We start from the raw sequence: 23,281 nt of genomic DNA, 5'->3' as shown, positions 1-23,281 counted from the left end.
TTTGAACTTACTAACAAGGCGTCATCTCTACAGATCTATGAAGATAACTGGTTAAAACTCATTATTTCTTAATAAAATCAGTTGGTTTAGTCCCATAATTCAGCTTCCATAAATTCATGACATATTGGTTTTCAGAAAGCCGAAGACCATTAATCTCACTAGAGTGTATATCGAAAGTGCATTATGTTACTCAAGTTTCGGAGTTCACTTTTAGCCCATAAAAGTGAACAATACCTCATTATAGGGCTTCTTGCCGTAAGGTGAAATTATCCATTTGCATGACTTGCGTAAAAAAATCTACAACCGTTTGTTCAATTTTATTTAATACACCATCTTTATCTGCCTTTGTTAAAATTGCCATTTCACTTAACGCACCCGCAATTAACGCTTTGAATAATCCCCACAACTTACTGGCAAAATTTAGACAATTTAAACTTTCTTCAAAATCATTTCTGACTTCACTAAGCCTTGCCGACCTTTCTTCTTGTTTGGCAAACAATAACAAGCAAAACCTTAAACCTGTTAGGTGTATTGAGGCAATGTAAGCACTATAATGACGGCTTTGCTCTTTTAAAAAACCTAGCTTTTGTTTCGCTTCTTTGGAGTAAACTTCAATTCCCCAACGCAACGCATAGACCTCAAGTATTTTTTCGTCTTCAAGTTGACTATCCGTCGTTAAAAATAGCGCCCAATCATGTTTACTTGCTTGCTGCTTGGTTTCATTGACTGAACGAACAAAGAGCAATTTAACTTTAACCCATTGAGTTGGCTCTTTATCTGAGCTTGCGATGTTCAGCTCAACAACAATGGATTTACTTTGATAAGGCACATGATTAAGGGGTTGTCACTGGCCTTTGACATGTTGTTTGTATAGCTCTTTTGCACAAAGTAAGTGAGTAGTGCCGTTGATAGTTAGGCGATATTTCATCTTATTCTTTTTCATTCTGACTATCGCTATGAGTGAGTGCTCAATGGTCATTCTCAATATATACTTTGTCGCAAACCATGCATCTGCTAAAGAGTAATCCGCATTAATACCACCGCGAATTGCTCGCGCTATCATGTCACACACCATTTTAGGCTTAGTTTGGAACTTTGATTTCTGGTAACGTTTTGCTGCAATACTGCGACCATCATTAAACTTATAGTCTAACGCTTGTTCCTTAATTTGGCTGATGAATATTTCATTATCAACGGGAACAAATTGTTCATCATTCGCAACACCTAACGTTACGACTTGCTGACCCATCACGCAACGAGAAGTTAAGTGATCAAAGTGACTCGATACGCCTGGCATCTTTTTACCACACCTTGTTTTTACGGTGTCGTCAATAACAAAGGCGCTGAGCTTGCTTTTACCGCTAGCCTTAAGTACTTTTTTAGCGGTCAATAGCTGTAGCTTTCGCCAATCTAAATCTTCGCGGTTAAGTAGATCATATAACGCGTCTTTTTTAGCCGCTGAAAAACTTAATAATGCATCCCTTGAAAACATGGCAACAGAGTCTACTTTTAGCCAAACCCAAAGCATTAAAAGATAGGTAACATCACCAACGGGCGTACCTGAGCGCTTAGCAAAGTTAGCTTGACGTAACATGATGTTAAAACCAATGCTCTTCCAAGTAGAGCTGAAAGTATCGGTGTTTTTCAAGGTAGTTGGCACTCTTTACTTAAATTTTAAGCTGCATTTCTTGTTTCTGTTTCAGACTTCTTATCTGGGTTCAGTGTGACTTCACCTACAGCGTCACAATTCCTTATACCGTTTGGCCAGCGTTTAGGATTTCTTGACCTCGCTTCCTCTAGCACTATCTTACGCTTAGATAAAATAGTCCTGTCTTGCATCGCATGACGCTCACTCGGTGACACAAAGTTGAGCTTGCTGTGTTTATGCTTAGTATTGTACCAAGTCACAAATACTTCGACCCATTCTCGTGCTTCGGTGATGCTTTTAAAGCCAGAGCTAGGCCATTCTGGCCGATACTTTAATGTTCTAAACAGCGACTCGGAGTAAGGGTTATCGTTACTGACACTCGGGCGGCTTAATGACGCGGTAACGCCTAACTCTTCAAGCTTGGCTTTCATTGTTAACGACTTCATCGGAGCACCATTATCTGAGTGCAATACCAGTGGCTTCTTAAAGCATTGCTCACGCAGCATATTGCGTTGCATTAACTCGGCCGCTAGCTCACCACATTCACGTTCATGGACTTCATAACCCACAACCTTACGGCTATAAATATCCTCAAACATATATAGATAATAAAAGCGTCCTTTGATGACCGAAGCTAAATAAGTGATATCCCAAGACCACACTTTGTTCGGCTCATCTGCAACATAAGCATCTGGTTTACTTCTTTTTGTTATGCTTTGGCTTCGTCCACGTCGATTTAATTGAGCATTGGCTTTTAACACTCGGTAAAAACTCGACTCTGAAGCGATATAGACCCCTTCATCAAGCAGCGTCGGCACGATTTGTGAGGGAGGTAGACTCGCAAACCTTGCCTCATTCGAGGTTGCCAGTATCAGCTTTTCCTCGTCATCACTAAGCTTGTTGGCTGGCTCCTGTCTTACCGCCGAGGGCCTTAAATCAGCTTGTACTTTTCCTGCTCGATACCAGCGCCGATACGTCCGCTTACTTAGCTCTGCTTCAGCGCAAGCCTTGTAAAGACGTGCACCGTGGGCATACGCTTCTTGTATTAAATTCACCAATGTTATGCGCTTAGGCAAAGGCGTTAACTCTCCTCGTTGTCGTCCTCCCAAAGCGCATTGAGCTTTTTTCTAAGCACCAGTAAAGCCGCTGTTTCTGCTAACGCCTTCTCTTTGTAGCGTAGCTCTCGTTGCAGGGATTTGATTTCTGCTTTGTCTGATTTGGCTTGCTGCTTAATCGTTTTGGCTTGAACTTCACTTGTCGTAAAGCCCCCTAAACAATCTTGTTTCCACTGCTGAACTTGTTCTCGAAACAAACCATTTTCTCGGCAATATTGGCTTACTTCAGCTTCAGACATTGGCGCTGTTTCAATGAGAACGGCAAACTTAGCTTCGGCCGACCAATCATTACTGGTCAATTTTTTACCTGGCACTGGGCGACCCTCTTTTTTAGCTTTATCGCGCCAATGATACAGGGTTTGGTAGGCGATCCCTTCACTACGTGCCACTTCCATGACGGTCATATTGTGGGGAGGCAATAACTTCTTTAAAACTGCTTCTTTACGTTCAGATGAATATCGTGCCATTGAGCTCTCATTGACCGCCCCCTCTATTTAATTATTGGATGATTTTAAGGGGTGACAACAATCCTGACACAGGGGGGTATTGTCAATATTAAGGTTTACTTGATTCAGTAAATCAGCGGTTAATGATGGTAAGTTCAAGGTGTTTGTGGCAGAATTCATTCGATGTCTCTTGTTGTATTATTCATTGTCTAGACAACAAGTGTCTTACCACAACGAGACATTAACTTATTTTAAATCATCAGGTTATCTGTTTTTTATTGTCTGATTTGAATCCCGAAACTTGAGTATGTTATTGTTTTATAATGGCTGGCTAGGTTTTTCTCGATACAAATACCACAACTGTAAAAAGCAAATTCCTATAGCATAAACCATACCGATTTAGGTTGGGCGTAGCATCGGCCAAGTCCAGCAGGCGATCACGTATAAATACTAAGACGTTAGGCTCATGTATAAGATATAGGATTGCTAAATGACTGACTACAAATTAACCCCAGAAGATATATCAAGCGCCATAAAAAACGACGAATTTCTGTTTTTTTATCAGCCTATTCTCTCATTAGAAACCGGTAAAATTGATTCTGCCGAGGCTCTTATCCGCTGGAAGAAAGACAATGGTGAACTAGTTCAAGCCAGCGACTTCATACCTTATGCAGAGCAAACTGGCTTAATAACCGAGATAACAAAAGCCATGATCCCCCGTTTTCTGGAGGACCTGAAAAAGATAATTCAGGAGGATAATACGATAGTTACATCATTAAACGTATCCTCTAAAGACATGTTACAGAAAGAATTCGTTCCGACATTATTGAAGCTTATTAACGATTCTGGTATCGACTATTCTAAAATAAAAATCGAATTAACCGAGTCTTCTGCCTTAACTCTTAGCATTGAACGACTGCTAGATATAGCCGAGCTGAAAGCACATGGCATTGAGCTCGCTATTGATGACTTTGGTACTGGGCATGCTACATTTGAAAAATTAAAGAATTTACCATTTAATACGTTAAAAATAGACCAGACGATGACGAGTCAGGCAATGTCCACGCCTGATGGTCTCACGCTACTGGATCACAGTATAAACCTTGCACACCAGCTCAAGATGACTTCTGTTGCGGAGGGTGTAGAAACCGATTCTCTGTTTAAGTATTTGATGGGTATCGGTTGCGAACATATTCAGGGTTATTACATAAGCAAGCCATTGGATCTTTCATCTTTCATCGAGTTTATAAATAACAAACCAGACTGGAACATCATGCAGCATGGTCAAGTTTACAGGGCAATAATCGATTTTGTCGATTGGGAACGTAAAATATATTCATCCCTATATCTGGAAAGTGAAAATATGAGAATCGTGGAATTTGAAGCAGATAATAGCCCTGTGGGAATGTTTGTATTTGAGGTTTCAAAAACTGTCGATGTTGAGTTGTATCATAAACTTACTACATCATATAAGAAGAGTCATGAAGTAGCCAAGATCCTGCTAAATGCAAAAAGTTCTGGAGATCAAAATCTGATTAAAAAACTATTGCCTGCTTTTTTTGAAACATGTGGCACGGTCAGCGCGTTACTTCAGAATGCATATTCTAAAGAATGTCAGAATGGCCTCTTGAGACACACTTCCTTTCGTAAATAAAGAGTGGGAGATAGCGGCGTTTTTCAAGACAGTTGTCGCCTAAATTGTTAAGCAGCTTCTTTGTGTTGCTCTGGATTTAACTCCACAGCGCCTATTGGCTGCCAGTTTCGCTCTTCTTTTGACCATCGCTCTGGATGTTCATTTCTTTTTGTCTGATACAACGCTTTTCGCTTCGCCAGTATTCCCACATCAAGACCATCATGCCTCTGGTTTGGTGTCACAAACTTAATCCTGCTATGGCGATGCTCGTTGTTGTACCAATAAACAAATTCATTGACCCATTTACGCGCTGCTTCTAACGACTTAAAACCTTCACTAGGCCAACGTGGATGATACTTTACCGTTCTAAATAGCGATTCTGAGTACGGATTATCATTGCTCACTCTTGGGCGACTTCGTGAGGTCACAACGCCTAAATCGTACATCTTAGCTCGCATCGTCAAACTCTTCATGGGCGCGCCATTATCTGAGTGCAACACAACGTCTTTCTTTAAGCATTTCTCTGACCAGACGGTACGCTCTAGTAGTGCTGCAGCTTGCTCACCTGTTTCGTTGTAATGAACTTCCCAACCGACGATTTTTCGACTGTAAATATCTTCAATCATATACAGATAATAGTGTTTTCCTATCACCGTTGTAGGCAGGTAACTGATATCCCAACTCCACACTTCGCTCGCTTTTTTAGCCGTATAACTTGTTGGCTTTTTATGAACATTTCTCGGCTTAGCTTTGCCTCGGTGATGAAGCATGTTTTCAGTATGTAATACACGATAAAAACTCGACTCCGAAGCAATATACTCACCTCTATCAGCGAGTATCGGGACAATTTGGCTTGGCGGTAATGAGGCAAACTCTTCACTATTACACACATCAATCACGTCTTGTCTTTCAGCCTGACTCAGTTTATTTCCAGGCTCTGGCCTCATTGCGGTTGGCCTTTTATCTGCGCTAATCTCACCGCCTATTCGCCAACGCTGTAAGGTTCTACTTGATAATCCAATCACGTCACAGGCCTTATCTTGCCTCGCACCTGATGCGACAGCGGTACTGACCCACTGCGCGTGCTTCTGCCTATCGGTCAGCGGAATCAGTCTTCCTCTTTTTCCTTCCAATAGGCATCGAACTTTTTTCCGAGTACGAGTAAAGCTGCCGCTTCCGCTAACGCTTTATCCTTTCTACGTAACTCACGTTCTAGCTCGTTAATGCGTTTTTTGTCGGTCTTCTGCCCAGGTGTTGTCTTGGCTTTACTTGTGAGTGTTGTGCTTGTATTACAGGCAATACAAGCTTGCTTCCATGCGTTGACTTGCTCAGGATATAACCCCTTAGCTCGGCAATATTCACTTAACTCAACTGCCGACAGAGAGGCTGTTTCCAATACCACTGAAAACTTTTCTTCACTTGACCACTTATCCGATGAACTGACTTTTGACACGTTTAAACCTGAGGTATTAAATTGCTTTTGCCAACTATACAGGGTTGAGAGATTAATGCCTTCTTGCTCTGCAAACTTACGAACCGACAAACCACTTTGACTAAACTTGTTTAATATTGCTTCTTTAAATTGACCTGAATGCCTTTGATAATTCACTTGCTTTAACTTACCGCGCCCTGTTTATTTGTAAATTAATTGAGGCGACAACTATCCTGACACCTGTCTCTTGATCACATCTCCTGTTGTTGCGCTTGCATAAATCGAGCACCTTCTAGCAGTTGGCTCAGTGAAAACCAACCTTTCCATAGAGCTTCCCAACCAACAACACCAGTTTGCTTACTGTCGTGCCATCCGCCTAATTTGGCAAGTGCATAATAAGCCCAATGTAATGAAGGTGTTGTGTTAGGTGCTTTTTTGGTTTCAGTCTTTGACCACAACAACTTCCATTCAAGAAGATTGAAAAATTTGTCGCAACCAATTGATTTTGCATTATCTTTATCGACAACAAGCTCGCGTAACTGGAGAAGTCTCACTGCAATAAATGCTGTTATTACAATGATCTTTTCTAGGTTATTTCGCGTTTGCATGCGAAACGACTCAACTTGAGTGCCCGCTGACTTCCACGCTTTATGGAACTCTTCAACTCGCCATCTTAGTTCATAAAATCTAACTATCCTTAGTGCATCAGAAGCACTATTTATTGGTTCGCCTGTATACAATTTCCACGACAATGGACTTGCTCCACTTGGTGGTTCAATCTCGTTGCAACTTATCACTGTTAAATTCATACCACCAAGTTTCTTGTGTTTTTTAGGCGGATAAATAGTAATGTAAGCATAACGTACGGCTACTTTTGCAATGCGTGCTTTTCGGCCTCCTTTTTGCTTTATCTTAACCGAATATGAAGCTTCACTAGATTGATTTTCAATGTAGGGACTTAGTTTATCGCCGTCTGTATTCACAACCCGCTCATGCTTGGCTCTCACTACAAACCGTTGATTATTTGTTGTTTTATAATCAATATACTCAAACATATCAGATTCTCGATCACAAACGCTTATGATATTATCCATCACATCTGCAAATCGGGTACTCATTTCTTCCGACGAGCGTTGCCATTTATAACTTTCTTTCGTTTCGTACTTGCGGCGTTTTCTGTCGTTAGCAGTACCAAAGTTTTCATCTTTTCTGCACCAACGATGCTGTGCACCCAAGCCAATAGTATGCTCTGTTTCTGCATCGACCATAAGGACAGTGTGCGCTAACATCCCTTTAGAAGAGCTTTGTTTATATGCGCCAGTATGTCCGAGCTCTTTAGTCACATTGTGTCGGTAACACAATGTTGATGTATCTTCTAGCGCAAGGATTGTATTTGACAGTGTTAGTGCAGGTAACAGCGAATTCAAACCGGCGGTAGCGATGTTATCAGCGTCAACTTTATCATTACGAAGAAAGCGATATGCGCCTTCAATAGAGGCCTGTGAGCCAGACGCGTTCACAATAGAACTTCCTATGTTACTCGCCATTTGATGACTTATTTTTATCAGGCGTTTAGTGCGCCGTACATCACCTAATTCAGCATGTTTAAACAAATGACTAGCCCATTCTTCAGTGTCTTTTATCAGCATCATAATTAAATTCAATCGGTGTTTTCGTTATAACTGATCTGATCGACTGATATAAATAAAGTTCAATTGAAGCCTAATTTATTTGTGTATAAGAGTCAGATCCTGACACAGGGGGACATCCAGAGCGAGGAATATTAAATCCAATTGAGTTTTTGCCTGTCATTGAAAATAACACCATGATGATTGAAATAGGTGAATGGGTTATTGATACCGCATTGACACAAATCAGCCAATGGCAAGCAATGGGGTTTAATCTCACGGTAAGCACTAGCGTGAACATTGCGGCAGTACATTTACAGCAGCCTGACTTTACACAGAGGCTAACGACTCTGCTAGCAGCCCACCCCAATGTTGAGCCGCGCTATTTAGAGCTAGAGGTGTTAGAAACAAGTGCCTTAGAGGATGTGCATCAAGTCTCAACCATCATGAATGACTGTATGAACCTCGGCGTAAATTTTGCTTTAGATGATTTTGGCACAGGCTATTCGTCCCTGACTTACCTTAGACGATTACCTGCCAACTTGATTAAGATAGACCAGAGTTTTGTGAGAGACATGTTGAGTAACGCTGATGATTTAGCCATTGTTGAAGGCGTGATAGCCTTAGCTAAATCATTCAAACGTGACGTGATTGCTGAAGGCGTTGAAACGATTGAACACGGCACCGCACTATTACAACTAGGCTGTGAATTAGCCCAAGGTTATGGAATTGCCAGACCAATGCCTGCCAGTGATATTCCTGCGTGGATAAGTGACTGGAAGCCCGATGCTAGTTGGCTAAGCTGAATAAACAGTAGGACTACTTGAAACCCATCCATCGACTTAACAAGTGGGGTCAGTGTAACTTTTTTTTACTTTCTTCTCCGCCCTTAATCTGACATTCAAAAAGTATCTCGTTTTCCTAAATTGGCACAATAACGATATTTCTTCAGCTATTACTGAAAGTGTAAGTACATATCACATTGGCATGCGTTCTCAATGCAAACCGTCACTTTACGAGCATTAACTCAAACACGTTTATGTTAGTGCTAGTTCTCGTCGCACGCCCCTAAACGAGTAAACCCCTTTATTTATTTAACTTGTCTACTGTCTGTTTAATCGTCTTTTTTGGTCATCGGAAGTTGTGGTCAGTGCCCCAGGCAACAATATGTCAATCTACGCCGAGAAGCGAAGACAGTATAGGGGCATTTACTCGTGGTTTTACTTGATACAGTGCTGTTTATGCACGGTATCAAGTCCAAAATGTCCTGATTGTTATCTCATAATTTGCACTAATCCACACTAATTTGCGGAGACTAATTCGCGGAGCCTAATTTAGGCTGGCAAAACTGTCGCCACGCAACATCTGGCTGCCAATTTTCCGCCCATAGAGGAATATCTTTAGCCATCATCGGCCTCGCAATCCCATACCCCTGCGCCAATTCACAGCCTAATTGCAATAGCGCAACGCCATGGGCGATGGTTTCTACCCCCTCGGCAATAACGTCACGCTTAAATGTCTTGGCCAATACCACCACGCTCTCGACAATCGACAAGTCATTGGAGTCAATCAACATATCTCGCACAAAGGTCTGGTCTATCTTAATCAAACTCGCGGGCAAATGCCTGAGGTGACTCAATGAAGAGTAACCCGTACCAAAATCATCTAATGCAAAATTAACCCCCAGCTTAATACAGGCGAGCATGGTCTCAGAAACCTGCAACAAATCACCTATCGCACTCGTTTCAAGGACTTCTAATTCTAAAGCGCTAGGAGCAACCTCGGGGAATGCGGCCAACAACTCAGCCAAGCGAGTGGCAAAATCATCACTCTGTAATTGAATCGCGCTAATGTTGACACTGACGGGAATATTCACCCCCAGTGTTTGCCACGCCTTAATTTGACTCAGTGCGGTGCCAATGACCCATTCGCCTAGCGCGATACCGAGAACATGCTTCTCAATGACAGGCAAAAACTCATTAGGGCCGATTAAACCACGCTCGGGGCATTGCCAACGAATTAACGCTTCAACGCCAATCATTTCCCCTGTTTTCATATTGACCTTAGGTTGGTAATAAAGTAAAAACTCATTACTGTCCAATGCCTTACGTATGCGTTGCAACTCTTTATGCTGATTAACCATCTCCGTATTATGTGCAGAATCAAACAAGCGATAGCGGTTCTTTCCCTGTTGCTTTGCAACATACATGGCTTGATCGGCATGGCGTATGAGTTGATCTGCATCGACACCATCTTGCGGATAAATAGATACCCCAATACTGGCAGATACTTCCAACCTAACGCCCCCCACTACCACAGGATCCGATGCAGCCAGCAATAGTCGCTCTAAGATAGGCTCACAATCCGTCATTGTTTGTATATTTTCCATCACAGCGACAAACTCATCCCCGCCTATACGAGCCAGCGTATCTTCATTACGCAGGGCTTCCTTCATGCGAGATGGCTGTGATCCCTTCCAAATCAGGCCCAAGCTCCACAACTTTCTAGAAGATGCCAAGTGCTGGGTAAAGTTCAAACACTACTCACATCTAGAGCTCAGCGCTCGCATACAGCACAAGCTTGTTGAGATTCACCCTTTCCCAAATGGTAACGGCAGGCACTCGCGTATATTTACCGATGTTGTTCGCATGGTTTTACTAGAAGAGCCACCGCTTAACTGGGCAGAGGGCAACCTAGAGAAAGTGAGCGAAGAGCGCAAAGCTTATATCTCTTGCCTTAAGGAAGCTGACAAAGGTGATTTTGCTCCGTTCGTTAAATACCTAGAGAACCTTGGCAATTAACTTAAACAACAGACACAAAAATGTATGGTCCGCCTCGTTATTGCAAATGATATTGTCGATAACGAGGTTGGTTTGCGCTAATGTATTCGGAGTCTTCATTAGGTGCTTCACCACCCGCTCCACGATGAGTTCCGCGCTAGATTGTCCTCAAAAAGCCCAAAGCAGAAAATCGAAAATCGTTATCCAATGCCACCCTCTCAGATAACAAAGTAGCGTTTTCCACATAGTGGAAAATCGAAATTCGTTATCCAATGCCACCTGTAATGGTCTAATGAAACTGTAGAGATTTATAGCTTAAAATAAGCAAAATCTTAAAGGTATTTATTATGATTAGAAAAACTAAAATCACTGTCAGCCCTCTTCAAAAATTAGAATATGCCAAGCTGATGGTCGAACAGGGTTACACGAACAAGCAAATTGAAGATATGTCAGGTGCAGGTAAATCTGCGGTGTCTAGATGGAAAGTGCAGTACCAGGCTGAATTAGCCGGTAAAACACCGGAAAATGCCAAAGCATTAACTGAAGAACAACGAAGAATACAGCTTCTAGAAGCCCAACTAAAACAAGCCATGAGGGATAATGATATCTTAAAAAAGGCTGCAGCTTTCTTCATTCGAGACAATCAAAACTTAAAATGATGCGCGAAGTGAAGTAAAGAAAGCAAACCCAGGCTTTAAAATGAGTGAATTATGCCGAGTATTCGAGATCAGTTGTAGTAGTCTCTATTACAAACCGATCCCCAAAAGCGTTGAAAAACAAGCTCAGATACAATTGATAGAGCAAGCTTTCTCTGAGTCACATTCGACGTATGGCAAACGTCGAATACAGGCTGATTTATTAGATTTAGATTGTAAGGTTGGGGTTTACGCCATAGCTAGCGTAATGAAAAAATTGGGATTAATAGCGATTAAGCCAAAGAAAAAGCATTACTATCCAAATCAAGGTGAGGAGCAAGTTTACGCACCTAATTTGCTTAGACGACAGTTTAACCCTACGACTTATAATACCCATTGGGTGGGTGATATTACCTATATAAAATCACATCAGGGGTGGAGTTATTTAGCCTGTGTACTTGATTTAGGGACCAAAGAAATCGTTGGGTATGCCTTATCAAGCCAACCCAATGCAGCGTTAGCGACAGCGGCATTAAATAACGCGATACAACGTCAGAGGCCAAATACACAGGAGTTGATGTTTCACTCAGACCAGGGTTGTCAGTACTCTGCTAACGTGTTCAGAGAAAAGCTAAAGCACTTAGGCATTGAACAAAGTATGAGTCGTAGAGGGAATTGTTGGGATAATGCGGTGATGGAACGATTTTTTAGGAGTTTAAAGACTGAAAGATTAAACCATTTAGCTTTTACCCATCACAGCGCAGTAGTGAGCGTGGTTGAGCAATATATTCAGTTCTACAATTACAAACGCAGACATTCGGCAATAGATTATAAAACACCACATCAGAAATATATACTCAAGTGAATTCAAACTGCAGGTTTTAATTTCTGAAAGTTATCATTAATTGTATCACCGAGTGTATCGGCAATATCGGGGAGGGTGATGCTAAAAAAGTCAGTGATTTTTCGTCGGAATTCTTTTGTCGTTGCGAAGTATTGCCCATTCCTCGCATGTTTATTCATTACCTTCCACAATCGTTCTATTGGGTTTAAATTTGGACTATAAGGCGGCAGGTAATGCAATGTTATATTCAGATTTTTAGCCTCTTTAACTACTAAGGCATTTCGATGGTATCCAGCGCCATCAAGCACCAAATGGATAACACCACTTGTTGAGTAACGCGCTCTAATTTGGTTTAAAAAATCGATGATGGATGCACCGTTAACCGTTTTGCTATATTGCTCAATGACCGCTTCTGTTAAGTGACCAAGTCGGATTGCACCAACCACGTTAATACGGGTTCGGCTTCCCGTCGTTTCTATCGGTTTATCAACGCCTTTTTTTATCCAGCCTGCGGTGATTTTTGTGGCTTGGGTCGGATGAACCGCATCCATAAATAATAACGGTTCATCAGGGGTTAACGAGGATTTTAGTTGCTCATAATATTCAATGAAAGCCGTTTGTTTGTCTTCATCAAATTTGTGAGGAACCCCTTTAGGGTTTTTATAGCTGAACTGATGTTTATGCAGCCATTTATTGAGGCCTGACACTGTGTACTTAATCTGAAATTGTTCTGAGATATAAGCGACTATTTGATGGCTATGCAAGTAGGTCACCTCACACAGGTGTGCAATCAATAGTTCAGTTTGCTCTTGACTCAGATAACTTAAGGAGCCGCCACTATTACACGTGAGTTTTTGGTCGTGAGCATAGGCATCAATGTATCGAACTACGGTCGTTTCGTGAATACGTAACGCTTGGGCAATCATTGGCGTTGGCCAATTTTCATCGCGTAGTAAAATGGCTTTAATGCGATCACACTCACGCCTATCACTCGAGCTTTTATGTCGAGTTTCCAATGCTACTTTTTGTTCTGGCGAGAGTGTAATTTGTTTCATGGGGCTATGATGATCCCATTTGGGACAAAATCAAGCATTTTCAATGATCACGGGTATAATGAGTTAAAAAAAGCGGCTTAAAATCTCTCCAGAAATACTTGACCATTACAACCCTCTCAGATAACAAAATAGCGTTTTCCACATAGTGGAAAATCGAAATTCGTTATCTCAGCACCTCACTCAGTTAACAAAATAGCGTTTTCCACATGTTGGAAAATCGAAATTCGTTATCTCACGACCCCTCTCAGTTAACAAAATAGCGTTTTCCACATAGTGGAAAATCGAAATTCGTTATCCCACGACACCCTCTCAGTTAACAAAATAGCGTTTTCCACATAGTGGAAAATCGAAATTCGTTATCTCACGACCCCACTCAGTTAACAAAATAGTTTTCCACATGCTGGAAAATCGAAAATCGTTAGCTCCCGAAAGGCGAACACTCATTGCAAATGTTCACTGGATTACCCCATTGCCTTTGCTAGCGGTATCGATAAGGTGCTGTTTTAATTCACTTAAACCGATTTCAGCGTTTGTAAAATACTGCAATCTTTGATCTGATGGCTTTTACAGCAGCTCGCGAGTGCCGCTAATGATTGTTCTAGTAATGCCAACTCTCGCTGGGTTTGTTGAATGCGGGCAAGTTGTTCGGCAATGATATTGTCGACTAGTGCGCACGACGATTTTGGGTCTTGTTGTGTATCAACCAAGCGCTTGATGTCATCGAGTCCTATGTTTAATTCTCTGCATCGTCTTATAAACACCAATGTCTCAATGTCTTTTTGTTGGTAATGACGATAGCCATTACTGGTACGGATTGGCGGAGAGAGTAAACCAATTTGCTCATAATATCGGATGGTTTTAACCGATACCTGGGCAATTGATGCCAATTCACTTATTTTCATATTGACCTTCCAGTGGCTGTAACCTTTAAGCTTAAGCATATCATTTTCGGTAATGTGTTGTTAAAAGGAAGTTGTATGTTGAGTTATTCCGCGGCGTCATTAATTTTGTCGCTAGGTGTTATTGGGGTGAGTGAAGCCAGTGTGGTGGATGAGTCGATAAATACGTCTGGACAGAGTGCAAATCACAGTGAGAATGACAGTAAGAGCCACACTGAAAACCATGAACATTCTGAGCATGATGCCCCAAAAGCGGATGTCGATGAACACGAGCCTGAACACGAAGATGAAATGGAAACCATTGTCATACAAGCCACTCGCTCTGGGCGAATTGCCGATGAACAACCTATTCGAGTTGAGGTCATTAACCGCGAAGAGATTGAAGAAAAAGCAGCGATGAGACCGGGTAATATTTCTATGCTAGTGGCAGAAACGGGTGGGGTAAGGTTACAAACAACTTCACCTGCGTTAGGCAGTGCTAATATTCGCCTACAAGGCTTGTATGGTCGTTATACCCAATTATTGGCCGATGGTTTACCGTTGTACGGTAATCAAGCAGGATCGATTGGTTTGTTGCAAGTGCCGCCGACTGATTTAAGTCGCGTTGAAATTATTAAAGGCTCGGCGTCATCACTTTATGGTGGTTCAGCACTCGGCGGGGTCATTAACCTTGTGTCTCGAACGCCTGGTGATGAATTAAGCGGTGAAGTGTTGGTCAATGCAACCACGCGCGATGGTCAGGATGTGACCACCTATTTTGAGTCGCCATTGAGCGAGAATATAAAAGGGTCGGTGACGGCAGGTGCTCATTATCAAGACAAGCAAGATATAGATGATGACGGCTGGATCGATCTGGCAGGTTATGAGCGATACACTGTACGTCCTCGATTATTTTGGGAAGGGCAAGAAGGACAAACACTGTATGTGACTAGCGGGTTTATGACCGAGCAGCGTACTGGCGGTACTTTAGGTGATAATACGGTCGCTGATGGTACTTCGTTTGAGCAATCGCAAGATTCAGACCGGCTTGATGGCGGCCTTGTGTTTAGTATGCCGTTACTGGAGACTCTGACGTTTAATACTCGCGCATCGGCGATGGTACAAGATCATGTGCATGTTTATGGTGCCGATATAGAAGAAGACCAACACGAGAGTTATTTACTTGAAAATAGCATCGCAGGTTATACCGATAACAGTGATTGGGTTGTTGGTTTAGCCTATCAGTCTGAAATTTTTGCCTCTGAGACTTTTCCTGAGTTTGATTATTCTTATAAAGTGCCGGGTGCATTTGCTCAACTTGATTATGAGCTGACAGACCAAATCACCACTTCTTACAGTGCGCGCATTGATGATCACAGTGAATATGGTACTCAATTTAGCCCAAGAGTGTCGGTGCTTTATCGCCCAAGTGACTTAACCATAAGAGGCTCTTATGGGGAAGGGTACTTTGCTCCTACACCGTTTGTTGAAGAGATTGAGGCTGCAGGATTATCAAGGTTGGCGCCGATTGACAACTTACAAGAAGAGCGCGCGAAAACGGCTTCGCTTGATGTGAGTTATACCTTTGATGATGTGGAAACGAGTTTGACCTTGTTTGGCTCGAATGTGGATAACGTCACGGGTTTAGAGGCTTTCTCTGCCAATAACGATGGTTCCTTAGACGCTGTTAGGTTGGTTAATGCACCCGGCGAAAGTCAGATCCGTGGTTCTGAAGTGTTGCTGCGTTACTATTTAGGCGATGTTAAGTTGACCGCAAGTTACTTGTATCTAGATGCAACTGAAGTGTCACCCGACGGGGACGGCAGAAGAGCCATTGCCTTAACACCACGTCACTCTGGTGGTTTTGTCGCTATGTGGGAGCAACATAGCAATTTTAGAGCGGGCTTTGAAGCTTATTATACCGGCACTCAAAACGTTAACGATAACCCTTATATTGATGAAACCAATCCTTATTGGCATCTTGGTTTAATGGGCGAAATTACTGTTGGCAGAGTCAGTTGGTTTATTAACTTAGAAAACTTACTCGATGTAAAACAAACCGATGAACATCCTATGTTACTGCCTAATAGATCGCCTAGCGGCCAATGGACTACTGATATCTGGTCACGTAATGATGGGTTTATTGCTAACGCAGGTGTCAGAGTTAAATTTGGTCATTAACTTGTCATCTCACACCGGTGAACTGTTTTTGATTGCCGTTTGGTGTTGTTAGGCTTTACCGATCTCAATCTCTGCCATGGGTAACAATGCTTGATATGCTGAGGCCAACGCTTGTTTAGCCTCATCATCGCCATGAACAATACGAATATGTTTAGGTTTGTGGTGCATGCGTTTAACAAAATTGATGAGGTTGTGTTGGTCTGCGTGAGCGGAGTAACCACTGATGGTGTGAATAGTGGCGTTAATATCAATCTTTTGTTCGTTGATATACACGTATCCGCCTTGAGGTCCGTATTCTTGTATGTCTCGACCTGTGGTGCCTTTAGCTTGGTAGCCGACAAATAATACGTCGGTAGTGGTTTTGGGTAAAAAGCGGCTAAGGTAGTTGCTAATTCGGCCTCCCGTGCACATGCCCGATGCGGCAATGATGATTGCGGGCTTATTGACCGAATCTAAATAGTTGATCACCGCCAAGTGATCTTGATGGCTGTCGATGGTGGTGAGTTGTTCAAAATCTAACGGATGACGGCCTTGTTTAAGTTTTCGCTTAGCCTCTTTGTCCCACAGGTTCTTAAATTACCTGTATTTTTGGGTGAAGTTTGCTGCCATGGGGGAGTCGACAATAATGTCGATATTTTGCCACATGGGGTTGTGTTGATTACGATAAATGATGTGTTCAAACTCGTAGAGCAACTCTTGTGTACGTCCGATACTAAATGCAGGGATTAATACCACGCCATTGTCCTGTACCGCTTTTTCAATAATCCCCCTAAGCTGTTTGCTGCGATCTTTGCGGCCTTGATGGTTTTTATCGCCGTAGGTTGATTCAATGACTAAGGTATCTGCTCGGTAAGGGCTTTTAGGGCTGGGAATTAAAGGTGCATAGGTTGCGCCTAAGTCACCTGAAAATACCACTCGATGTTTGTTATTCGGCCCTTTTAGGTCAAGCTCGACATAGGCTGAACCAAGAATATGCCCCGCAGGTTTAAATTTGAGTTTAATTTGATTAACAGGCTGAGTCGCATTGGAACTCAGATTAACAGGCAGTGAAATCCATTGGTTGTAATCTATCGGCACAATGAGTTTGTTGAGCTGATTTAAACACGCTTGAATCAGCTTTTTATCGCGAGTCACGCCCACTTTTAATGCATCTTCAATCACTAATGGCAATAACGACGCGGTTGCCGTAGTGGCGTAAATGGGTTGATTAAAGCCTGCTGCGAGTAGATAGGAAATTCGGCCAACATGATCGATATGACAATGAGTGACGATTAACGCTTTGATATTGTCGATAGTGAAGTCTATTTGCAATTGATCCGCTGAGTTTTGACCTGCGGTTTCAGCCCCTTGAAATAAGCCACAATCGATAAGGTAACTGCTTGGGTGTTGTGGGTTAATGTCGAGCTGATGGCAAGACCCCGTTACTCCATTAACCGCGCCATGGTGAATGATCTGCATGTTAATCCTTGAATTGAATGAGTACCTCGTTAACTTAGCAGTGGATACAGTATTTTGCGAGATAACCATTATCATGCGATGGCAAACGGGGCGGGTGCTCACGAGCAATGCTACTGATAATAAGCGCTTACAAACTAAGCATGATATTTGGCGTTAATTAACCTTGTGTAGTGGTCGTTAATATCCTGTTGTTGATATAATCAGTTCAATTTCTGGCTTATGTTCGATGGATTGCTGATGTTAGTGTTTAACTGTACCAAAGCGGCTGCAGAGTTTTTTAGTGTCACTCGCAAAGGCGAAGTGTTGTCTTGTTTAGAGGCTGCACCGCATAAAACCATTGCTGAGTCAGTCGTGGCGCCTGTTTTCCCTTTAGATGTTGAACCGCATGAGCACGATGGCATTCAATGGCATTGGGTGGTGCATTGTGTCACCGTTAAGCGCAAAAAATACTTATTAGTGATGGATTATGTTAGCCGCTATTGCTTGACATTTTTGGCGACAAAAAAGGGTGATGAAATTGATTTTCTCAATATGTTTGAGAAAATGATGGTGTCTAATTTTATGTTTTTAGCCAATAAAAAAGGCGTGGATAGTGTTGAGGCTGACTTAGCCATCGCACGATATCACGATAAATTTACTACCTGTGCATTTCATCTGCGAGGTGATCGTAGCGTACAAGGGCATTTAAACGAAGTTGCCTGGCACTTAGATCAACAATGTCATAAAGATGGAATGTTGTTAATGCCCAATCAGTTTATTGAATTTAGCGCCTTTATGGGACAATTCCCTCGAAATGCAAAAGGGCGCCGTAGCCACTTTTTTGCTAACGATGTGTTTATCGATACCTGGTTACAAGATTTGGATTTTGAACAAGGCCCGGTAGACACCACAAACCTGGTTTACCTCAGCGATTACAGAAAATAGGCATAGTGACTCGAATAAGAAGAAACAACCAACTAAGAACAACTAACGAAGCACTATTTATTAAGAACAACTGACTAAGTGACCTATTACCAATAATGGGTGTATTAAAAACGGGTTTATTACACGCTGGTTTATTACGCACGGGTTTATTAAAAATATAAGGACATGTAATGAAAGCTTTTTCTCTGGTATTGACCAGTTTAGCGATGGCCATTTCGGGCATTGCTCACGGGGTGGGAATTGACGCCAAATACATTGAGCGCATTGGCCCTGTGACACAAGCCTCTGCCACGGCGTTATCTAAAAGTGCTCAGGCAGATGCCTTGCGTGCCAATGTAGTGGCAAAGCTCAGTCAAGCCAATAAGGCCAGTAAGGTGAGGGTATTTAATCAAGCGCTTTCCTGGCAAGCCGGTACATCGAAAGCCGAAGGAGAGGGGTGGTTAGCTTATCGTTTACCGGTTTCTACACAGCGATTTACCCAAGGTACATTAACCGTTAAAGGGCTCGATAATCCGCAGGTGTATCTTAATGGCCAGTTAGTGAAATCAGCAGACAAGGTCGAGCTTGAACTCGCTAACGGTGATTATCAACTCATGTTGCTTGCCGATGGCTTACAAAAAGACGTGTCTTTTAGCCTCGATTGGCAGGGCAAAAGTGAAGTTGATAATCTCGACTTTACAGCACAAAAAACACAGCGAGTATCTGCCCAGCAGTTATTTGATGCCAAAGTGATCAGTGGCTTAACCCTGTCACCTAATGGTAAATATCTACTGCAATCAACCATTGAATACCAGGCTAGCCAAGGCGATACGCCAATTCAAATGACCGAGTTACGTAAATTATCGGACAACAGCGTGATATACCGCTGGCAAGATAACCGCCCAAGCAGTGCGGTTTGGTCAAGCGACTCTTCACAACTCGTCTTTGTGGCTAACAAACAAATTCAATTATTCACTGTTACTGATTTGAGCATTAACGTTGTCGCGACTGATATGGACAATGTGTCTGGTTTACAGTGGTTAGGTAACACTGTGTTATTTAGCTGGGAAAAGCCTTTTAAAGCCGATGAGAAAGCGACATCAAAACGTTTTCAAGCATTAGAAGACCGCTGGAGTTATTGGCGTAATAACAGTCAACTCTATCAAGTAGATGTTGCTTCGGGCTTTATTCGTCAACTTACAGACAACAACGTCAGCAGTTCTTTGCTAGACAGTAATGCAGATAAAGGCAAACTATTGTTAACGCGCTCGCCTGTGGATTATGCACAGCCCGCCCATGGTGTAACACAGCTTATTGAGCTGACGTTAGCTGATTTAAGCGAAACCATTATTGGTGAGTATCGCAGTTTTAATAGTGCACTATATGCTGATGACGGCATGTACATTACCGCTGGGCCGCGTTTTATGGACGGCATAGGAATACAAGATCCTAATATTGAAGTGAACGATTATGATGGTCAGTTATATTGGCGTGATGCTAAAGGCAATGTCAGTGCACTCAGTAAAGCGTTTGATCCTTCCATAGGCAGCATCACCAAGCTTGAAAATGATGATTTAATTGTGACGGTAACCGAAGGCGACCGTGCACCTTTGTATTTATTTGATAAAAGCAAAACACGCTTTAATCGAATAGACACCGGTGTGGATATGATAGACGGCTTTAGTGTTGCCATTGAGCAATCTACACCAACATTAGTATTTGCAGGTACCTCAGCCACTGCGCCGCAAAAAGCCTATAAAATGGCGGTTAATTCAAGCCGCAAACAGTTGCTGTTTGATAGTCAACAACTTAGCTATGCCAACACGCGTTTAGGTAAAATTGAAGATTTTGATTTTACTAATACTCATGGACATAACATTGATGGCCGTGTTTATTTACCTGCCGATTTTGATGCCCGTAAAAAGTACCCCGCATTAGTGTATTACTATGGCGGCACCTCACCTGTAGGGCGTCATTTTACCGGGCGTTGGCCATTTAATTTATGGGCAGCCCAGGGATATGTTGTGTATGTTGTGCAACCAAACGGTGCAACCGGATATGGCCAAGCTTTTAGTGGCCGTCATGTGAATGCCTGGGGCAAGTACAGCGCTGACGATATTATCGAGGGCACTAAAGCTTTCTTAAATGCGTACCCGTCGGTTGATGCTAAACGCGTGGGCAATATGGGCGCATCTTATGGTGGCTTTATGACTATGTATTTGGCGACAAAAACCGATATATTTGCGGCGTCAATGTCGCATGCGGGGATCAGTAATTTGTCGTCTTACTGGGGCCATGGCTGGTGGGGTTATGGTTATTCTGGCGTGGCCAGTCGCGGCAGTTTTCCGTGGAATAATCCAGAGCTCTATGTAGAGCAAAGCCCGCTATACCATGCAGACAAAATTACCACGCCGTTATTACTTATTCACGGTAATGCTGACACCAACGTACCTGTAGGTGAAAGCCATTACATGTACACCGCGCTTAAACTATTAGGCAAAGAAGTTGAGTTGGTTGAGTTTAACGACCAAGACCATCACATCAATAGCCGCCAAGCCCGCTTTGATTGGTGGAATACCACTATGGCATGGTTTGATATGAAGTTAAAAGATGAACCACAGTGGTGGAACAGTATCTACCCTGAGACAAAAAAACAGTAGTGACTTAACCTCAACTCGGGATAATAAGCGGTTATCAAACAGCCATTTGTCTCGCTAACCGTGTTGCATTGACTTGCAATAGGCTAGTTAACCTGAGCTCGGGATAATAAACGCGTTTCAAACAGCCCTTTGTCCTGCTAACTGTGTTGAATCGACTTACTATAGGCTAGCTATTGACGCGTCAATTCGCCTTGCTAGCATAACAAATGACAAGCTTGAAAGTGAGCTTGGTTAACATGCTGATTTTAAATAGCTAAGTTCATTCCTTATCCCGAGTTCAGGTTAGTTATTGATGCGTCTATGCGCCTTGCTAGCAAAACAAATGACAAGTTTGATATTAAATAGGCCGAATATTGTCATTTTGCCTTACATACCCCACCTCTTAACCCGAGTTGAGGTTACTTAAGGTTAAACAGCCTCGCATTGCGAGGCTGTTTTTTTACGAGTGGGCAACGTGCGCAAAATGGCCTAATCAAAATAATGTGGTCATTGGAAAGTTTGACGTTGAGCGACCACTTACATAGGTAAACTGTTGCACTAAGATACCGTTGTTATCATTAATAACAATGTGGTTAAACTGTCCACATTCAGTCCCGTGATAGCAGGGGGGAGCTCTCAATATACTGGGTAATGCACAGGCTTAACACTCTTCCTTTAACCATGGCAGTAGCGCGTTGATTGTGTTGGTTTGGGTAGCTGCTGATTCTGATTGATAGCCGTAGATGCGGATCCCAAATGTGACGGTCATCAGTTGAGCTGCATAGGCTTTAGCGGTTTCAGGCTCAAATAATTGGCTTAGGTAATGTTGATATACATGCTCAATCTCAGTTAATTGTGATGAGGCAAATTTGTATAGCTCGTTGCCTTGAGAGGCGAGTTCAAGTTGGGTTTTGATTAAGAAGCAGCCACAGTAATCACAAGACTTTGACTGCTCGACAATGTTGTCGAGGATCTGTCTAATACCTGCTTTGACATCGTCAGCTTGTTGCATCAGTTGGTGAATCGCCTCAATCGAAAAGGTGGCGTAGCGTGCTAAGGCTGCTTGGAATAAGCCTTCTTTGCTATCGAATTCATAATATAAGCTACCCGGTTTTAATCCGGTGGCTTTAGTGATTTGCTGAATGCTCGATGCGGCATAACCATTTTGCCAAAATAGGGTGATGACCTTATCTAATACGTCCGCTCGTTCAAAATTTTTCTTTGCCATGACATCGATCCTCAATCGTTACTGACGCTATAATACCACTACTTGAATGATTGTTCAAAAACTGCTTGCGTTGTTGACATGATTTGATTATCTTGAATGAAAATTCAAGATAATCTGAGAAGCCATTATGTCATTATCCACTCAACTGACTGAAAAACGAGATGCCTCTGCAGCCAACTTACCTGCAGAGGTATTGGCGATCATGTCGGATGCGACCTTAAATCTGAAGTTATCCGGCATTATTGATAATGCGCCTAAGGCTGGCGATAAACTGGCTGCATTTTCGTTAACCAATGCATTGGGCGTTACCCGTCATTTAACCGATTTGTTAGCCAATGGACCGGTTGTGGTGACATTTTATCGTGGCAATTGGTGCCCTTATTGTAATTTAGCCTTGCGTGCCTATCAGCAGCATCTTGCTGAATTTAAACAGTTAGGGGCAACACTGGTGGCTATTACGCCTGAGTTACCTGATATGTCACTTTCAACGGCAGAGAAAAATGAGCTTGAGTTTGATGTATTGTTAGATGTGAATGTCGAGTATGCCAAAGCGCTTGGACTGGTGTTTACGTTACCTGATTCAATTCGTGATCTTTATAAGAAATTTGGTGTCGAAGTTGAGAAACATAATGGTGCTGAACAGTTTGATTTTCCGCTTGCTGCGACATTCGTAGTAGCCAAAGATGGCACCATTGTGAAAGCATTTGTTGATGCTGATTATACTTACCGTCTTGATCCTGAAGATATCATTAGCTCATTAAAAGCACTGTAGGGATCT

The 23,281-nt window shown here is 42.4% G+C and carries 15 protein-coding genes and 4 pseudogenes; 9 read left to right on the top strand and 10 right to left on the bottom strand.

The features are described from left to right. Nucleotides 1-238: 238 nt before the first annotated feature. The 3 genes from HNW13_RS23540 to HNW13_RS15215 form a co-directional block, all read right to left on the bottom strand. Nucleotides 239-829 (bottom strand): transposase, encoded by a 591-nt coding sequence (locus tag HNW13_RS23540; protein WP_243756292.1) that lies wholly within the window; start codon nt 827-829, stop codon nt 239-241. Nucleotides 830-844: 15 nt separating this feature from the next. After that, nucleotides 845-1,648, bottom strand: coding sequence for a transposase (locus HNW13_RS23535; protein ID WP_243756291.1), 804 nt, complete (start codon nt 1,646-1,648; stop codon nt 845-847). Between the two features lie 26 nt (nt 1,649-1,674). Then, a protein-coding gene (locus HNW13_RS15215) for an IS3 family transposase (protein WP_192114312.1) occupies nt 1,675-3,230 on the bottom strand; the annotation gives its coding sequence in 2 pieces (ribosomal slippage) (nt 1,675-2,777 and nt 2,777-3,230; 1,557 coding nt in all). Nucleotides 3,231-3,699: 469 nt separating this feature from the next. On the opposite strand from HNW13_RS15215, the gene HNW13_RS15210 reads away from it, so the two are divergent. Then, entirely contained in the window at nt 3,700-4,863 is a 1,164-nt protein-coding gene (locus HNW13_RS15210) for an EAL domain-containing protein (RefSeq protein ID WP_192116266.1), read from the top strand. Between the two features lie 47 nt (nt 4,864-4,910). On the opposite strand, the gene HNW13_RS15205 is transcribed toward HNW13_RS15210, so the two are convergent. Both HNW13_RS15205 and HNW13_RS15200 read right to left on the bottom strand, forming a co-directional pair. Then, nucleotides 4,911-6,451, bottom strand: a protein-coding gene (locus HNW13_RS15205; RefSeq protein WP_192116267.1) for an IS3 family transposase whose coding sequence is annotated in 2 segments (ribosomal slippage) — nt 4,911-5,986 and nt 5,986-6,451 — 1,542 coding nt in all. Because the reading frame shifts where the segments join, the coding sequence is not laid out codon by codon here. Between the two features lie 74 nt (nt 6,452-6,525). Then, a complete protein-coding gene (locus tag HNW13_RS15200; protein WP_192114626.1) occupies nt 6,526-7,926 on the bottom strand; it encodes an IS4 family transposase in 1,401 nt (466 codons plus the stop codon). A 113-nt stretch (nt 7,927-8,039) separates the two neighbouring features. Between HNW13_RS15200 and HNW13_RS15195 the strand changes: the two are divergent. Beyond that, nucleotides 8,040-8,708, top strand: a pseudogene (locus HNW13_RS15195) (EAL domain-containing protein); the annotation flags it as partial. A 509-nt stretch (nt 8,709-9,217) separates the two neighbouring features. Here the strand turns inward: HNW13_RS15195 and HNW13_RS15190 are convergent. Then, a complete protein-coding gene (locus tag HNW13_RS15190; protein WP_192116268.1) occupies nt 9,218-10,357 on the bottom strand; it encodes a bifunctional diguanylate cyclase/phosphodiesterase in 1,140 nt (379 codons plus the stop codon). On the opposite strand from HNW13_RS15190, the pseudogene HNW13_RS23530 reads away from it, so the two are divergent. From HNW13_RS23530 to HNW13_RS15180, 3 genes and pseudogenes are all read left to right on the top strand, one after another. Further along, a pseudogene (locus HNW13_RS23530) lies at nt 10,356-10,484 on the top strand (mobile mystery protein B); the annotation flags it as partial. The gene HNW13_RS15190 and the pseudogene HNW13_RS23530 sit on opposite strands and share 2 nt — an antisense overlap. Nucleotides 10,485-10,550: 66 nt before the next feature. Next, on the top strand, nt 10,551-10,703 hold the full coding sequence (locus HNW13_RS23525) for a hypothetical protein (protein WP_243756307.1): 153 nt from the start codon (nt 10,551-10,553) through the stop codon (nt 10,701-10,703). 326 nt (nt 10,704-11,029) lie between these two features. Further along, nucleotides 11,030-12,182, top strand: a pseudogene (locus HNW13_RS15180) (IS3 family transposase). A gap of 2 nt (nt 12,183-12,184) precedes the next feature. Here HNW13_RS15180 and HNW13_RS15175 read toward each other — a convergent pair. Both HNW13_RS15175 and HNW13_RS15170 read right to left on the bottom strand, forming a co-directional pair. Beyond that, nucleotides 12,185-13,216 carry an IS630 family transposase gene (locus HNW13_RS15175; RefSeq protein ID WP_124013279.1) on the bottom strand — a complete coding sequence of 344 codons (1,032 nt, stop codon included), beginning with the start codon at nt 13,214-13,216 and terminating at the stop codon, nt 12,185-12,187. 512 nt (nt 13,217-13,728) lie between these two features. Beyond that, the gene (locus tag HNW13_RS15170; protein ID WP_124731663.1) at nt 13,729-14,118 is read right to left on the bottom strand and encodes a Cd(II)/Pb(II)-responsive transcriptional regulator; all 390 of its coding nucleotides are present in this window, start codon (nt 14,116-14,118) and stop codon (nt 13,729-13,731) included. A 75-nt stretch (nt 14,119-14,193) separates the two neighbouring features. Between HNW13_RS15170 and HNW13_RS15165 the strand changes: the two genes are divergently transcribed. After that, nucleotides 14,194-16,275, top strand: coding sequence for a TonB-dependent receptor (locus HNW13_RS15165; RefSeq protein ID WP_192116270.1), 2,082 nt, complete (start codon nt 14,194-14,196; stop codon nt 16,273-16,275). A 48-nt stretch (nt 16,276-16,323) separates the two neighbouring features. Here the strand turns inward: HNW13_RS15165 and HNW13_RS15160 are convergent. Continuing rightward, a pseudogene (locus HNW13_RS15160) lies at nt 16,324-17,733 on the bottom strand (MBL fold metallo-hydrolase). Between the two features lie 237 nt (nt 17,734-17,970). Between HNW13_RS15160 and HNW13_RS15155 the strand changes: the two are divergent. Next, complete coding sequence (locus HNW13_RS15155) at nt 17,971-18,657, top strand: hypothetical protein (RefSeq protein ID WP_192116271.1); 687 nt, start codon at nt 17,971-17,973, stop codon at nt 18,655-18,657. Nucleotides 18,658-18,827: 170 nt separating this feature from the next. After that, a complete protein-coding gene (locus tag HNW13_RS15150; protein ID WP_192116272.1) occupies nt 18,828-21,296 on the top strand; it encodes a S9 family peptidase in 2,469 nt (822 codons plus the stop codon). Between the two features lie 640 nt (nt 21,297-21,936). On the opposite strand, the gene HNW13_RS15145 is transcribed toward HNW13_RS15150, so the two are convergent. Then, complete coding sequence (locus HNW13_RS15145) at nt 21,937-22,503, bottom strand: TetR/AcrR family transcriptional regulator (protein WP_192116273.1); 567 nt, start codon at nt 22,501-22,503, stop codon at nt 21,937-21,939. 127 nt (nt 22,504-22,630) lie between these two features. Between HNW13_RS15145 and HNW13_RS15140 the strand changes: the two genes are divergently transcribed. Next, nucleotides 22,631-23,275: a peroxiredoxin-like family protein gene (locus tag HNW13_RS15140; protein WP_192116274.1), complete on the top strand. Its 645-nt coding sequence runs from the start codon at nt 22,631-22,633 to the stop codon at nt 23,273-23,275. Nucleotides 23,276-23,281 lie beyond the last annotated feature (6 nt).

The sequence above is a fragment of the Shewanella sp. BF02_Schw genome (genome assembly GCF_014596695.2).
GTDB lineage: Bacteria > Pseudomonadota > Gammaproteobacteria > Enterobacterales > Shewanellaceae > Shewanella.
The sequence above is the reverse complement of the archived record's forward strand: the minus strand, read 5'-3'. Positions and strand labels throughout refer to the sequence as shown.

Bases quoted from the DNA above. Each gene is read 5' to 3' on its own strand.
- HNW13_RS15210 (WP_192116266.1), top strand. From the start codon at position 3,700: ATGACTGACTACAAATTAACCCCAGAAGATATATCAAGCGCCATAAAA.
- HNW13_RS15200 (WP_192114626.1), bottom strand. From the start codon at position 7,926: ATGATGCTGATAAAAGACACTGAAGAATGGGCTAGTCATTTGTTTAAA.
- HNW13_RS15190 (WP_192116268.1), bottom strand. From the start codon at position 10,357: ATGAAGGAAGCCCTGCGTAATGAAGATACGCTGGCTCGTATAGGCGGG.
- HNW13_RS23525 (WP_243756307.1), top strand. From the start codon at position 10,551: ATGGTTTTACTAGAAGAGCCACCGCTTAACTGGGCAGAGGGCAACCTA.
- HNW13_RS15175 (WP_124013279.1), bottom strand. From the start codon at position 13,216: ATGAAACAAATTACACTCTCGCCAGAACAAAAAGTAGCATTGGAAACT.
- HNW13_RS15170 (WP_124731663.1), bottom strand. From the start codon at position 14,118: ATGAAAATAAGTGAATTGGCATCAATTGCCCAGGTATCGGTTAAAACC.
- HNW13_RS15165 (WP_192116270.1), top strand. From the start codon at position 14,194: ATGTTGAGTTATTCCGCGGCGTCATTAATTTTGTCGCTAGGTGTTATT.
- HNW13_RS15155 (WP_192116271.1), top strand. From the start codon at position 17,971: ATGTTAGTGTTTAACTGTACCAAAGCGGCTGCAGAGTTTTTTAGTGTC.
- HNW13_RS15150 (WP_192116272.1), top strand. From the start codon at position 18,828: ATGAAAGCTTTTTCTCTGGTATTGACCAGTTTAGCGATGGCCATTTCG.
- HNW13_RS15145 (WP_192116273.1), bottom strand. From the start codon at position 22,503: ATGGCAAAGAAAAATTTTGAACGAGCGGACGTATTAGATAAGGTCATC.
- HNW13_RS15140 (WP_192116274.1), top strand. From the start codon at position 22,631: ATGTCATTATCCACTCAACTGACTGAAAAACGAGATGCCTCTGCAGCC.